This is a genomic window from Herbiconiux sp. (assembly GCF_004297105.1).
Classification (GTDB): domain Bacteria; phylum Actinomycetota; class Actinomycetes; order Actinomycetales; family Microbacteriaceae; genus Herbiconiux.
The window spans coordinates 158,666-172,580 of record NZ_SCVE01000006.1 but is presented as its reverse complement, the minus strand read 5'-3'; the positions used below and the strand labels follow the sequence as shown (position 1 = coordinate 172,580).

Annotated in this window: 14 protein-coding genes, 1 tRNA gene and 1 other RNA gene; 10 read left to right on the top strand and 6 right to left on the bottom strand. The window is 68.3% G+C overall.

The annotated features are described in order from the left end of the window. The first annotated feature begins 3 nt into the window (after positions 1–3). Positions 4–300: a DUF3039 domain-containing protein gene (locus EPO52_RS02340; protein WP_290801346.1), complete on the top strand. Its 297-nt coding sequence runs from the start codon at positions 4–6 to the stop codon at positions 298–300. Between the two features lie 45 nt (positions 301–345). Here the strand turns inward: EPO52_RS02340 and EPO52_RS02335 are convergent, their stop codons facing one another. Continuing rightward, positions 346–1,659: a nicotinate phosphoribosyltransferase gene (locus EPO52_RS02335; protein WP_290801343.1), complete on the bottom strand. Its 1,314-nt coding sequence runs from the start codon at positions 1,657–1,659 to the stop codon at positions 346–348. A gap of 63 nt (positions 1,660–1,722) precedes the next feature. Between EPO52_RS02335 and murI the strand changes: the two genes are divergently transcribed. From murI to EPO52_RS02315, 4 genes are all read left to right on the top strand, one after another. Further along, a complete protein-coding gene (gene murI / locus EPO52_RS02330) occupies positions 1,723–2,610 on the top strand; it encodes a glutamate racemase (RefSeq protein WP_290801340.1) in 888 nt (295 codons plus the stop codon). Then, positions 2,607–3,356, top strand: a complete 750-nt coding sequence (rph, locus tag EPO52_RS02325) for a ribonuclease PH (protein WP_290801338.1) — start codon at positions 2,607–2,609, stop codon at positions 3,354–3,356. The genes murI and rph overlap by 4 nt, the downstream gene beginning before the upstream one ends. An 8-nt stretch (positions 3,357–3,364) precedes the next feature. After that, a complete protein-coding gene (gene rdgB / locus EPO52_RS02320; RefSeq protein WP_290801335.1) occupies positions 3,365–3,961 on the top strand; it encodes an RdgB/HAM1 family non-canonical purine NTP pyrophosphatase in 597 nt (198 codons plus the stop codon). Between the two features lie 136 nt (positions 3,962–4,097). Continuing rightward, the gene (locus EPO52_RS02315) at positions 4,098–5,051 is read left to right on the top strand and encodes a cation diffusion facilitator family transporter (RefSeq protein ID WP_290801795.1); all 954 of its coding nucleotides are present in this window, start codon (positions 4,098–4,100) and stop codon (positions 5,049–5,051) included. Between the two features lie 88 nt (positions 5,052–5,139). Here EPO52_RS02315 and EPO52_RS02310 read toward each other — a convergent pair whose 3' ends face one another. From EPO52_RS02310 to EPO52_RS02300, 3 genes are all read right to left on the bottom strand, one after another. Beyond that, the gene (locus EPO52_RS02310; RefSeq protein WP_290801332.1) at positions 5,140–5,901 is read right to left on the bottom strand and encodes a VTT domain-containing protein; all 762 of its coding nucleotides are present in this window, start codon (positions 5,899–5,901) and stop codon (positions 5,140–5,142) included. A 55-nt stretch (positions 5,902–5,956) separates the two neighbouring features. Next, positions 5,957–6,038, bottom strand: a tRNA-Leu gene (locus tag EPO52_RS02305). Between the two features lie 58 nt (positions 6,039–6,096). Next, complete coding sequence (locus EPO52_RS02300; RefSeq protein ID WP_290801330.1) at positions 6,097–7,329, bottom strand: MFS transporter; 1,233 nt, start codon at positions 7,327–7,329, stop codon at positions 6,097–6,099. Between the two features lie 74 nt (positions 7,330–7,403). Between EPO52_RS02300 and prfB the strand changes: the two genes are divergently transcribed. The 4 genes from prfB (at position 7,404) to smpB (ending at position 11,198) form a co-directional block, all read left to right on the top strand. Continuing rightward, positions 7,404–8,513 (top strand): peptide chain release factor 2, encoded by a 1,110-nt coding sequence (gene prfB / locus EPO52_RS02295; RefSeq protein WP_290801327.1) that lies wholly within the window; start codon positions 7,404–7,406, stop codon positions 8,511–8,513. Positions 8,514–8,635: 122 nt separating this feature from the next. Then, positions 8,636–9,733, top strand: coding sequence for a cell division ATP-binding protein FtsE (gene ftsE, locus EPO52_RS02290; protein WP_290801324.1), 1,098 nt, complete (start codon positions 8,636–8,638; stop codon positions 9,731–9,733). Then, positions 9,730–10,644 carry a permease-like cell division protein FtsX gene (gene ftsX, locus EPO52_RS02285; protein ID WP_290801321.1) on the top strand — a complete coding sequence of 305 codons (915 nt, stop codon included), beginning with the start codon at positions 9,730–9,732 and terminating at the stop codon, positions 10,642–10,644. The genes ftsE and ftsX overlap by 4 nt, the downstream gene beginning before the upstream one ends. A 77-nt stretch (positions 10,645–10,721) precedes the next feature. After that, positions 10,722–11,198, top strand: coding sequence for an SsrA-binding protein SmpB (gene smpB, locus EPO52_RS02280; RefSeq protein WP_290801319.1), 477 nt, complete (start codon positions 10,722–10,724; stop codon positions 11,196–11,198). A 549-nt stretch (positions 11,199–11,747) separates the two neighbouring features. On the opposite strand, the gene EPO52_RS02275 is transcribed toward smpB, so the two are convergent. Continuing rightward, entirely contained in the window at positions 11,748–12,692 is a 945-nt protein-coding gene (locus tag EPO52_RS02275; protein ID WP_290801318.1) for an SDR family NAD(P)-dependent oxidoreductase, read from the bottom strand. Next, a complete protein-coding gene (locus EPO52_RS02270; protein ID WP_290801315.1) occupies positions 12,692–13,369 on the bottom strand; it encodes an SIMPL domain-containing protein in 678 nt (225 codons plus the stop codon). The genes EPO52_RS02275 and EPO52_RS02270 overlap by 1 nt, the downstream gene beginning before the upstream one ends. Positions 13,370–13,496: 127 nt before the next feature. Here EPO52_RS02270 and ssrA point away from each other — a divergent pair. Then, positions 13,497–13,894, top strand: a transfer-messenger RNA (tmRNA) gene (gene ssrA, locus EPO52_RS02265). Positions 13,895–13,915 lie beyond the last annotated feature (21 nt).

Below are 13,915 nucleotides of genomic sequence, written 5' to 3'. Positions count from 1 at the left end.
GTCATGGTCACACCCCCCGCCGCGCGCACCTCTGAACCGGGAGACATCCCCGACGGCGGAGGCGGCACGATCACGCTCGACCGGGAGCTCGAAGAGCTCCTGGGTACCGAGAACATCGATCCCGGAGATCACGAGCGCTTCTCGCACTACGTCGAGAAAGACAAGATCCTCGAGTCCGCCATGACGGGCAAGCCGGTCAAGGCCCTCTGCGGCAAGAAATGGACGCCCGGGCGCGACCCCGAGAAGTTCCCCATCTGCCCCACCTGCAAAGAGATCTACGAGCGCCTACTCGACGAGTAGCGGCGCGGCATCCGTCGTCGGTCAGGGGCCGGTCGTGTGGCGGCCTCAGGCGGGTCGCTGAGCGAACACGGTGGGCACCACCGGGTCGCCGGCGGCAAGACGGAATGCCTGCTCGGGCAATTCCCGCAGCGCGTCGGCGCGATGCTGGCGTGCGGCTTCCACGCCTCGAACGCCCAGGTTCCCCTCGAGGGGCACCCCGTCGACCATGAGCGGCACGTGCAGGGCCCGGCCGCGGGCATCCGCCGGCGCATCCTGGCCAACGAAGACGGTCTCCGAGACCGCGGTTCCGGATGCGTCGAGCAGCCGAACCGGATGCTTGCGCCCCCCGTGGGTAGCCTTGTCGGCCGACTTCTTGGCCACCGAGACCCACCGGCCCTCGGCGTCGTGGCGGGCCACGAGCTTGTAGACCATGCCGGCGGCCGGGTATCCGGAGCCCGTGACCACCGAGGTGCCGACCCCGTAGGCGTCGACCGGCACGGCCGCCAGCGCCGCGATCGTGTACTCGTCGAGGTCGTTGGTGACGGTGATGGTGGTGTTCGGATTGCCCAGCTCGTCGAGCTGGCGCCGGACGGCCGCCACGAGGGTGAGCAGGTCGCCGGAGTCGAGGCGGACGGCGCCGAGTTCGGTGCCGGCCACCCGCACGGCGGTCTCCACACCGGCGGCCACGTCGTAGGTGTCGACGAGCAGCGTGGTGCCGGGGCCGAGCGCGTCGACCTGGGCGCGGAAGGCCTCCTCCTCGGAGTCGTGCAGCATCGTGAAGGCGTGCGCGGCCGTGCCCATCGTGGGGATGCCCCAGGTGCGACCGGCCTCGAGATTCGACGTGGCGCCGAACCCGGCGATGTAGGCCGCGCGGGCGGCGGCGATCGCCGAGCGCTCGCCCGTGCGGCGCGATCCCATCTCCGCCAGGGGCCTGCCGCGCGCGGCCGACACCATGCGCGCCGCAGCGCTCGCCACCGACGAGTCGTAGTTGAGCACGCTCAGGATGAGGGTCTCGAGCAGCACGCCTTCGGCGAAGCTCGACTCCACCACGAGCAGCGGCGAATCGGGGAAGTAGATCTCTCCCTCTCGGTAGCCCGTGATGGTTCCCGAGAAGCGGTAGTCGGCGAGCCAGTCGAGGGTGCGTGCACTCGCCACCGTGTTCGACCGCAGGAACTCGAGCTCCTCGTCGCCGAACCGGAACCGCTGCACGAGCTCGAGCAGCCGACCGGTGCCGGCCACCACGCCGTAACGGCGACCACGGGGGAGGGAACGGGCGAACGCCTCGAAGACGCTCGGCCGGTCGTGCGTTCCGGCCCGGATGGCGGCATCCACCATCGTGATCTCGTAGCGGTCGGTGAGCAGGGCGGTCGACGCGGTCACGCTCCGAGTCTAGGCCGCGGCCGTCGAAGAGACCCCCATCCGGGCGGGCTAGGCTGTTGTGTCGTGAGTGATGCGCCGATTGGGATCTTCGATTCCGGAGTGGGCGGCCTGACCGTCGCCCGATCGGTGCGCGACCAGCTGCCGCGCGAGTCCATCCTCTACGTGGGCGACACGGCCCACTCGCCCTACGGCCCCCGGCCTCTCGCCGAGGTGCGCCGCTTCGCCCTCGAGGTGCTCGACGACCTCGTGGCCCAAGACGTGAAGATGCTCGTCATCGCCTGCAACACGGCGTCGGCCGCCATGCTGCGGGATGCCCGGGAGCGCTACAGCGTTCCCGTGGTCGAGGTCATCCAGCCGGCGGTTCGTACCGCCGTCACCGTCACCCGCAACAACCGTGTCGGTGTCATCGGCACCACCGCCACCATCATGTCGCGGGCCTACAACGACGCGTTCGCGGCAGCACCGCACCTCGAGCTGTTCACCCAGGCCTGCCCGGAGTTCGTGGAGTACGTCGAGGCGGGCGACACCACGAGCCGCGAACTCGTGGCCCTGGCCGAGCAGTACCTCACGCCGCTCGTCGAACAGGGCATCGACACCCTCGTGCTCGGCTGCACGCACTACCCCTTCCTCAAGGGCGCCATCTCCTACGTGGTGGGCGACGGCGTGCGGCTCGTGTCGAGCGACACCGAGACCGCGAACGACGTCTACCGCACGCTCGTGCGCGCGGGCATCGAGCGCACCGCGCCCGGCCGCGCGAGCTACCGCTACGAGGCCACCGGCGGCAGCGCGGCCGAGTTCCTGCGCCTGGCGGAGCAGTTCCTCGGCCCGGAGGTCTCCTCGGTCGAGCTCGTGGAGACCGGCACCATCCCGGTCACCCGGCCGGCACCCTCATCCGTTTCCCTCCCGTCGTCCCAGGGCGGCATCACCGATCCCACAAGGAGCACCCCGTGACCGATTCCCCCCTGATCCGCAAAGACGGTCGCACGGCCGACCAGCTGCGCCCTGTCACCATCGAGCGCGGGTGGAGCGACCAGGCCGAGGGATCGGCGCTCATCTCCTTCGGCAAGACCAAGGTGCTCTGCACCGCCTCGTTCACGAACGGCGTTCCGCGCTGGAAGTCGGGTTCGGGCAAGGGCTGGGTGACCGCCGAGTACTCGATGCTGCCGCGCTCCACGAACGACCGCATGGACCGTGAGTCGGTCAAGGGCCGCATCGGCGGCCGCACCCACGAGATCTCCCGGCTCATCGGCCGCTCGCTGCGCGCCGTGGTCGACATGAAGGCACTCGGCGAGAACACCATCGTGATCGACTGCGACGTGCTGCAGGCGGATGGCGGCACCCGCACGGCCGCCATCACGGGCGCCTACGTGGCCCTCGCCGACTCGCTCGAGTGGGCTCGCCAGAAGAAGTTCATCGGGCAGCGGTCGCAGCCCCTGCTCGACAGCGTGTCGGCGGTGTCGGTGGGCATCATCGACGGAGCCCCGATGCTCGACCTCGCCTATGTCGAAGACGTTCGGGCCGAGACCGACATGAACGTGGTGGTCACCGGCCGCGGGCTCTTCGTGGAGGTGCAGGGCACCGCCGAGGGCGCGCCGTTCGACCGCACCGAGCTCAACTCGCTGCTCGACCTCGCACTGCTCGGCACCACCGAGCTCACCGCGCTGCAGACCGCGGTGCTCGCGGCCGCGGGGGAGTAGGCATCCGGATGCAGGTCGTCCTCGCCACCCACAACGCGCACAAGGTCGTGGAGTTCCAGAGCATCCTCGGCGCGGCACTGCCCGAGCTCGAGATCGTGGCCTACGACGGCCCCGAGCCGATCGAGGACGGCACGAGCTTCGCCGAGAACGCGCTCATCAAGGCGCGGGCTGCCGCGGCTCACACCGGTCTCCCCGCGTTGGCCGACGATTCCGGCATCTGCGTCGACGTGCTCGGCGGTGCGCCCGGCATCTTCTCGGCGCGTTGGGCCGGTCACGGCAAGGGGGCGCAGGCGAATCTCGATCTGCTCCTCGATCAGCTCGCCGACATGGCCGTCGAGCACCGCTCGGCGCGCTTCGTCTGCCACATCGCGATCGTGGTGCCGCAGACGGGCTTCGAACAGGTGGTCGAGGGATGGTGGCCCGGGAGCATCGCCATCGCTCCGCGGGGCCACGGCGGGCACGGCTATGACCCGATCTTCATGCCCGAGGGCCACGACGTCACGGCGGCCGAACTGACCCCTGCCGAGAAGAACGCCATCAGCCATCGCGCGCGTGCCTTCGAGGCCGCCATCCCCGTGCTGAGAATGAGCGTCATTCCCAACTAGCGCGAGCGGTGGCCGGGTCCGGTCGCGGGCGGCTAGCGTTGAGGTGATGAGTACGACACCCGGCGAGCACGACGCGCACGACCACGGCACGAGCGCGCGCTGCGGGCCGGAGCCGGAGCACGAGCGCACGACGTCGATGACGCCGGGCGCCGCATCCGAGGCCGCCGCTGCGACGGGGGGTCACGGCGGTCACGACCACGGCTCGGGCGCCAACCGCACCCGGCTCTCGATCGCCATCGCGATCGTGGCCACGGTGCTGGTGGTCGAGGCCGCCGGCGCCTTCTTCACCGGATCGCTCTCGCTGTTCGCCGACGCCGGCCACATGCTCTCCGATCTCATCGGCCTGACCATCGCCCTGGTGGCCACGGTCGTCGCGGCCCGCCCCGCCAACGACCGGCACACCTACGGCTACCAGCGGGCGGAGGTGTTCGGGGCCCTTGCCAACAGCCTCATCCTGATCGTGGTGGCGGCGTTCGTGACCTTCGAGGCCGTGAGCCGCCTGATCTCGTCAGAACCCGGTGAGGTGAAGGCCGGCTTCATGCTGATCGTCGCCGGCATCGGCCTCGTGGCGAACTTCGTCTCGCTCCTCATCCTGCGCGGCGGCGCGAAGACCTCGATCAACATGCGGGGGGCCTACCTCGAGGTGCTGGGCGACCTGCTCGGTTCGATCGCCGTCATCCTCGCCGCGGTCGTCATCCTCCTCACCGGCTTCGAGAAGGCGGATGCGATCGCGTCCCTGCTGATCGCCGCCATGATCGTGCCGCGCGCCATCTCGCTGCTGCGCGACGTGGTGGGGGTGCTCAGTCAGTCGACGCCGTCCGATCTCGACGTGCAGGGCATCCGCACGCACATCCTCGACGAACCGGGTGTGGTCGATGTGCACGATGTGCACGTGTGGGCCATCACCTCGGGCCGGTACGTCTTCTCGGCGCACGTCGTGGTGACGCGGGAGGTGTTCGAAGCCGGTGCGACGGGTCCGCTCCTCGATGCGCTCGGCGGATGCCTCACCCGCCACTTCGACGTGGAACACTCCACGTTCCAGCTCGAGCCGGCCGAGCACGCGCGCCACGAGGAGAACCACCACTCCTGACCCGGAGCCCGGTGTGCGCGCTCGTTCTGACGGGGTGCTCTCGTCATGACCGGCGCGACGCGTCAGAAAGGGCGCGCCGACGTGACCGCTAGGGACGGTTGTCGACGTCTCCGCCGAAGACCTCGGGCTCGAGGGTGAGCTTCTCGGCGGCACCGGTGATCTCCACCTGTTCGGCGTCGCCCTCCGCCGCGTGCTTCTTGGCCTTGCTGCGCTCGCGCAGGTAGTGGATGACCGTCGGGATGATGGTGATCAGCACCACGGCGATCAGCACGATGTCGAGGTACTTCTCGGTGAATTCCCGCACGATGGGGATCTGGCCGAGCGAGAAGCCGAGGAGCACGATGCCCGACCCCCAGATCAGGGCGCCGATCGCGTTGTAGAGCGAGTACTTGCGGTAGTTCATGTGACCGACGCCGGCCGCGATGGGGGCGAAGGTGCGCACGATCGGAACGAAGCGCGCCATGATCACGGCGAGGGCGCCGAAGCGCTCGAAGAAAGCATTGGTGCGCTCGACGTTGCGCACGCTGAACAGTCCGGATTCCTTGCGCTCGAACACCCGCGGGCCGAGCTTGTGGCCGATGAGGTAACCCACCTCACCGCCGAGGAACGCCGCGAGGGAGATGGCGAGGCACACCCACCAGATGTCGACGCCGAACTTGCCGGAGACCGCGAGCACGCCGGTGAAGAACAGAAGGGTGTCGCCGGGCAGGAGGAAGCCCACGAGCAGGCCGGTCTCGGCGAACACGATGGCGCACACCACGAGCAACGCGACGGGACCGAACACTCCACCGAGCAGCGTGTTGGGGTCGAGCCACGGAATGAGGGCGGCGGGTACAGCGGCGGTGATCAAGGGTTCTCCAGTCGTCGGGGCGGTGCATCCGCCCGGCGGCATCACAGGTCGAGAGTACGGGAGAAGGGACTTGAACCCTCACGCTCGAAAGCACAGGAACCTAAATCCTGCGTGTCTGCCAATTCCACCACTCCCGCAAACGCACTTCCAGTGTAGACGGTGAGTCCCGAGCAGCCTCTCAGGACTGACGACTCCTCAGGGCCGACGCGGGTGAGGAACGTAGCGCGGGATGGTGCGGACCAGGATGCCGGCACCCAGAAGTCCCACCACGCCCACCAGCGCGGTGGCCACCGGCAGTGAGCCGGCAAGCACGATGGCCGAGACCACGAGCGGGGCGAGCGCCGCCCCGCCGTCGGCCGTGAACCGGAATGCGCCGAGGAAGGGCGCAGGGTTCTCCTTCGGCGCGAGATCGGCGGAGAGCGTCATGATGATGCCGCTGCCCACGCCGTTCGCCACACCCATCCAGATGGCGATCACCACGAACCAGGCGGTGGCCGAACCGAGGTCGTGCGTGAACGACAGGGTGATCAACGCGAGGCCCATCCCCACCATCGACGGAACGACGCTCCAGAGCCGGCCGAACCGGTCCATGATGGCCCCGCTCGTGTAGAACAGGGCGAAGTCGGCGGCCGCGCCGATGCCGATCACGAGCGCGGTGGTTCCGGCCGGCAGCCCGATGCTCACGGCCCAGAGCGGCAGGATGGCCAGGCGACTCGCCCGCAGCGCTCCCACGATGGCGGCACCGCTGCCGACGCGCACGAGAGCCCCGCGGTTGTCCCAGATGGTGCGGAAGAGACCCACCGATTCGGCACGCACCAGTCGCTCGCCGGCATCCGGATGCTCCCGCTTCGCGATGAGGTCGGGCATGGCGAGCAGCACCACGGCCACGGTCACCGCACAGGCGATGTGCACCAGGAAGGCCGACCGCTCCGACCCCGAGAGGGCGATCACGGCGGCGCCGAGGAACGGACCCACGAACCAGCCGCCGCGGAAGGCGCCCCCGAGCGTCGACAGTGCACGGGCCCGGATGCGCACCGGCACGAAGGTGGTCATGAAGGCCTGGCGGGCGAGCGCGAACACCGCGGCGGCCAGTCCGAGAGCGAAGATCGAGACGCCGAACAGGCCGGCGCTCGATGAGAAGAAGGCGACGGCCATCGCCACGATCGACAGGCACGCCGAGCCGATCATCGCCGTGCGCTCGCCGATCTTCGCCACGAGCCATCCGCTCGGGATGTCACCGGCCAGCTGGCCGACGACGATCATGGCGGCGATGAGGCCGGCGCCGGCGAGATCGGTGCCGAGCGAGATCGCCACCGCGGGTATGACGGGGATGACCGCCCCCTCACCCACACCGAAGAGGAACGCGGGGAGCAGGGCGGGGACGGCGATCGATCGGAAGCGGAATCCGTCGGTCGCCGTGGTGGTCATTGCAACTACTTTACGCTCGCTAAGCATCCCGTCCCACCGGTCGGGCCGGGCCGGGCAACTAGACTGGGCTCATAATGCTCGACTTGGACCTTTCAGAACAGATCGCACAGTTGCGAGCCACCTTCGGCGACATCCGCTCGGTCGTCGACGTCGACGGCCTCAAGGCCGAGATCGCCCGGCTGAGCGAGGAGGCCGGCGTTCCCGATCTCTGGGACGACACGGAGAAGGCACAGAAGGTCACCAGCGCCCTCAGCCACCGGCAGGGCGAGCTGGCGAAGATCGAGTCGATCGACAGCCGTCTCGACGATCTCGAGGTGCTCATCGAGCTCGCCAATGAAGCGGGCGACGAGGAGTCGGCCGAGGAGGCCAGGGTCGAGCTCGTGTCGCTGCAGAAGGTCCTGGGCGATCTCGAGGTGCAGACCCTCCTGAACGGCGAGTTCGACGCGCGCCCCGCGGTGATCACGATCCGTGCCGGCGCGGGCGGGGTGGATGCGGCCGACTTCGCCGAGATGCTGATGCGCATGTACCTGCGCTGGGCGGAGCAGCACAACTACTCGGCCACGGTCATGGATACGAGCTATGCCGAAGAAGCGGGCATCAAGTCGGCCACCTTCGAGATCGACGCCCCCTACGCCTTCGGCACGCTGAGCGTCGAGGCCGGCACCCATCGCCTGGTTCGCATGAGCCCCTTCGGTGCGGCGGGCAAGCGGCAGACGAGCTTCGCCGCGGTCGAGGTCATCCCGTTGATCGAAGAGGCCGGTGTGATCGAGATCCCGGAGAGCGACATCCGTGTCGACGTCTTCCGGTCGAGCGGCCCGGGCGGCCAGTCGGTCAACACCACCGACTCCGCCGTGCGCATCACGCACATCCCCACGGGCACCGTGGTGTCGATGCAGAACGAGAAGAGCCAGATCCAGAACCGGGCCGCGGCGCTACGCGTGCTGCAGTCGCGCCTCATGATCATCCAGCGTGAGCAGGAAGCGGCGCAGAAGAAGGAGCTGGCGGGGAACATCACCGCGAGCTGGGGCGACCAGATGCGCAGTTACGTGCTCGCGCCCTACCAGATGGTGAAAGACCTCCGCACCGAGTTCGAGGTCAACAATCCGTCGGCGGTGTTCGATGGTGACCTCGACGGCTTCATCGCCGCGGGCATCCGCTGGCGCAAGCGCAAGATCGAGGACTGACCCCGCGTCCACGGCTCGGTTTCACCTTCGACCAGAGGTCGAATCGTGTGGATTCTATGAATCGGCGTGTCTCGCGCGTCGCGCCTGGGATTCGCCGGATGCCTGCTTAGGCTCATCACGTCATGATTCGGTTTGATCGCGTAACCAAGACCTACCGGGGCACCAAGCGGCCTGCTCTGAACTCGATCGACCTCGAAATCCTGCGCGGGGAGTTCGTCTTCCTCGTGGGTGCCTCGGGGTCGGGCAAGTCGAGCTTCCTCCGGCTGATCCTCAAGGAGGATCGACCCACGAGCGGCAACATCCACGTTCTCGGGCAAGACCTGAATGCCATCTCCAACCGCAAGGTGCCCTACTTCCGGCGCAACCTCGGAGTGGTGTTCCAAGACTTCCGCCTGCTGCCCGGCAAGAACGTCTTCGACAACGTCGCCTTCACCCTGCAGGTGATCGGCAAGTCGCGGGGCTTCATCCAGGAGGCCGTGCCCGACGTGCTGCAGATGGTGGGTCTCGCCGAGAAGGCGGGCCGCCTGCCGCACGAGCTCTCCGGCGGTGAGCAGCAGCGCGTCGCCATCGCCCGCGCGGTGGTGAACAAGCCCGCCATCCTGCTCGCCGACGAGCCCACCGGTAACCTCGACCCCTCCACCTCGGCCGGCATCATGACCGTGCTCGAGCGCATCAACGCGGGCGGCACCACGGTGGTCATGGCCACCCACGACAACGCCATCGTCGACCACATGAAGCGCCGCGTGATCGAGCTGGTGTCCGGCCAGATCGTGCGCGACGAAGACCAGGGCGGCTACGGCATGACCGCCGAGATCGCCCTTCAAGACTCCGGCCTCACCGCCGAGATCGCGCTGTCGGAGGGCCTCGCCCGGCCCGTGGGTCCCGCCCAGCCGCATCCGCAGCGCCACACCGCGCCGGTGCAGCGGATCCCCGCTCCCGAGACGGCATCCGTTCCCGTCCAGGAACCGGTGCGCGAACCGGTCACGGTGCCGCCGCAGCAGGCTGCTCAACCGCAGACCTATTCCCCGCCGCAGTACTCGCCGCCTTCCCAGAGCCCGGCTCCCGCGCAGGCTCTTCCGCCCATGCCGGTCAACCCGCCGCAGCCCGAGCCGAGCGACCCGGCCACGGAGTCGCTCAGCCTCGCTGAGAAGCTCGGCCTGCGTGCTCCCGGGGCGCCCGCCGCCCGGCCCGACGACCAGAACGTGGGGCCCACGACGTGAGATTCGCACTGATCCTCGGCGAGGTCGGAACTGGTCTTCGCCGCAACGTCTCGATGGTGATCTCCGTCGTGCTCGTCACCTTCATCTCGCTCACCTTCGTGGGCGCCGCCATCCTGCTCCAGATGCAGATCGGCCAGATGAAGAACTTCTGGTACGACAAGGCGCAGGTGGCCATCTACATGTGCACCGCCACCTCCACGGGGGCGAACTGCGCGGGGGGTGAGGCCAGCCAGGAGCAGATCGACGCCGTGCAGGCACAGCTCGATTCGCCCACGCTCTCGCCGTTCATCGACCAGTACTACTTCGAGAACCACGAGCAGGCCTTCGAGAACTTCCAGAAGCAGTTCGCGGGCAACGCGGTCACCGAGTACGTGACCGCCGACCTGTTGAACCAGACCTTCTGGGTGAACCTGAAAGACCCGGAGCGCTCCGACGTGCTGAGCGAGAGCCTCTCGGGACTCGCCGGGGTCGACAGCGTCACCGACCAGCGCAGCTACCTCGAGCAGATCTTCTCGATCCTCGCCGCCGCGAGCTACACGGCCATCGGCATCGCGGCCCTCATGCTCGTCGCTGCCGTTCTGCTGATCGCCACCACCATCCGGCTCTCCGCGTTCTCGCGCAGAAGGGAGCTCGGCATCATGCGGCTGGTGGGCGCCTCGAACAGGTTCATCCAGACCCCGTTCATCCTCGAGGGCATCATCGCCTCATTGATCGGATCCGTGCTGTCCGGCGTCGCCATCTGGGCGATCGTGCGGTTCTTCGTGCAGGGCTATCTGGCGAAGGCTCTGCCGTTCACCTCGTTCGTGAGCGATGCGGACGCGTTCGTCGTGATCCCCATCCTGATCGTGGTGGGAGCGCTGCTCGCGGCACTGTCGGCCAAGTTCGCCATCACCCGGTACCTCAAGGTCTAGAATGGTGGGCTGCCGGATTTCGCCGGCCGCCCGCTGATCGAGAAATCGACACGGATCGAAGAACCGAGGAGGCCGTCGTGCCACGCGAACGCGGAGAGAAGGTCGTCGCGACCAATCGCAAGGCGCGCCACGACTACACCGTCGAAGACACCTATGAGGCGGGCCTCGTGCTCACCGGTACCGAGGTGAAGTCCCTGCGCGAGGGCCGGGCGTCGCTCGTCGACGGCTATGCCTTCATCGACGGGGGAGAGGCGTGGCTCGACGCCGTGCACATCCCCGAGTACAACCAGGGCACGTGGAACAACCACCCGCCCCGGCGCAAGCGCAAGCTGCTGCTGCACAAGGAGCAGATCCTCAAGATCCACAACAAGACCAAAGAGGGCGGCTACACCCTCGTTCCGCTGAAGCTCTACTTCAGCGACGGCCGCGCCAAAGTGGAGATCGCGGTGGCCAAGGGCAAGCGCGAGTACGACAAGCGCCAGGCCCTCCGCGAACGCCAAGACCGCCGCGAGGCCGACCGCGCGATGTCGAGCCGCCGCAACCTGGGCGACTGAGCCGGTCTCCTGAGCCAGCTGCCGCAGGTGGCTGTGCCGCTTCGCGGCGCAGCCGTCTGCGGGTCGCGCCGGTCCCTGCCCGGCGCTCCGCGACATGTTCGCGTGCCGTCGCTCGCGCGGCGGCGCGCTCACCTTGGGTCGTCGAAAAGGGCCCGCAGCTTTCACCCGCGCGACGTGGTTCTGGCAATGAAACCGACGCGACTGGTCGATACGGTCGTGTCCATCCCTCTGGAACCGAGCGAGCACAGCTCGCTTACCCTGTGTCGTCGAGTAGGGCTCGCCGTTTTCACGGCCACAACCTCGTCCCGGCGGTGAAACCGGCGCGTCCCCACCGTGCAACTCTGCAAATAAGAACGACCGACCCCGTATACGGCCCTGGTCTGCCTTATTTGCATAGTTACCCGGTCACGCGACCGAAAACCGGGGGCCGTACCCGCTCACCCAGGGCTGCACAGCCGCCGGGCGGCGCCGCGCAGCGACGCCGAACGACGGACTGCGCAGCAGGTCGCCCGCGCCGCAGAAGCGGCGGCGCGGCAACAAGCACAGCCGTCAGGGGTAGCTCACGCCCGTCAGCGACCCGGCCTGCGCCCAGAGGGCTGCTGCGATCTGCGGGTCCCGGGCGTAGGTCTTCGCGTCGACCACGGTCGGACCGCCCTTCAGCTGCCGCCAGCCTGAGGGGCCCCAGTACTGGCCGCCCGCCGCATCCGGCGACGTCAGGGCGGCAGCCAGGGGCCACGCGCCCGCATCCTTGCCCTGGGCGATGGCGCTGTATCCCGCTCGGGTGAGCCCGTTGCCCCTCTTCGGAGCGGGGAGGATGTCGCGATGCGGCGCGAGCTGGTCGACGGCGAACCCCGGATGCGCCACCAGACTCGACACACTCGACCCGGCCGCGCGCAGCCGGCGATCGAGCTCGAAGGCGAACGTCATGACGGCGAGCTTCGACCGCCCGTAGGTGCGGAACTCCCGGAACCGCCCCGACGTCGCCTGCAGGTCGTCGAGGTCGAGACGGAAGAATTCGTGGCTGATGCTGCCGAGGCTCACGACGCGGGCGCCGCCCGGCACACCCCGGCCCGTCTGTGTCTCGAGCGCCGGTAGCAGCCGGCCGAGCAAGGCGAAGTGACCGAGGAAGTTGGTGCCGATCATCGTCTCGAAACCATCGGCCGTGGTCGAGCGGCCGTGCGTCGACAGGATGCCCGCGTTCGCCAGGATGCCGTCGATGCGGGGGAGGGCCGCCAGTTCGTCGGCCGCCTCGGCGACGGAGGCGAGGTCGGCGAGGTCGAGTCGCACGAAGCGAGCGTCGGTGCGCGAAGAGTGCTGGGCGAGCGAGGCGAGAGCGGCGTCACCCTTGGCCGGTGTGCGTGCCGCGATCACGATGGTGGCACCCGCCTGGGCGAGCTGCTCGCTCGCCCAATAGCCCAGTCCGCCCGTTCCGCCTGTGACGACGTAGCAGCGTCCGGCGAGGTCGGGCAGCGTCGGGGGAGTGCGGCCGGCCATCAGGCGGCGACACTCGGCGCGCTGAAACGCGCGTGCACGGATGCGTCGACCTCGATGGCGCTGGGCCGCAGCTCCATGCCGCCGCCGCTCGGTGCCGACTTGGCCATGGCCATCATCATGGGGGCGCGCGCCTGAGGGGATGACGGATCGTCGAGGAGGCCCGCATCCGAGATCGACACCGGTACGGGCTCGCCGAGACCGAGTGCCGCCGCATACTCGCGCGCCTTGGTCACCGCGTCCGTCACGGCGCCGTGCCGGGCGGCCGACTCGAGCTCGGTGCGGGTGGCCTCGGAGAGCATCCAGTCGATGCCGTCGACGGCGATGCCCTCTCGGATGGCGACGACGTCGATCCACTCCGACAGGGCCTCGAAGTCGTCGAACTGGGCATCGACGAACACGGCGCTGTGGAACTCGACGGGCAGGCGCGTGCCATCCTGACTCCACGGTCGCTGACCCCAGACCCGGATGTCTTCGGAGTGCCAGGAGATCACAGGCCCGTCCTGCTCGTCGAGGAGCGAGTCGAGCGAGCCGGTGAGCGACTCGTGGGCGGCGCGAGTGGCGGCCAGCACACTGTCGCGTTTCGAGCCCTCGAATCCGACGCCGATGCGCACCTGGGCACGCTCGGGATCGTGGCGGAGCCGTTCGTGACCGGCCACAGTGATGATGATCTCAGGCATGCTCCCCACGATATTCCATCGCGCCGGTACGCGAGGCCCGCGATCTGTCGTATGCTAGAGGGCTGCCTCGGGCTTCGGTCCGAGTCGGCGATTGGTAACTCAACAGCGTGTGACAACGGCCCAGCACGGGGATGATCGGTTTCGACATCGCCTGCGAAACTGCGAGAAGCGGGTCGAGGATGCGGGGTTATCTCGTTAACGCCCTCCGCAAAATATAAGTGCCAATTCAAACAGCACTGTTGCGGCCAAGAAGGCCACCTTCGCTCTTGCAGCGTAGGTCTTCCTTCTAGCTAAATAGCAACTGTCGGTCCGGGAATGCTCTCTACCCGGGTTCCGGCATTATCTAGAGAGATTGCTGCGTGTTCGTGCCTCAGGGGCACGCGGGACTTGAACTGTGGCTGGGCTCGTCGACCTAGATGCCTGTAGCAAAGGTCGGAGCCGATGAGAACGTCTCAACAGGCTACGCCCGTAGAAGGCGCAGAATCACAGCGATGGACGGGGGTTCAATTCCCCCCATCTCCACCACCGGCCGTTGTCACACGCTGT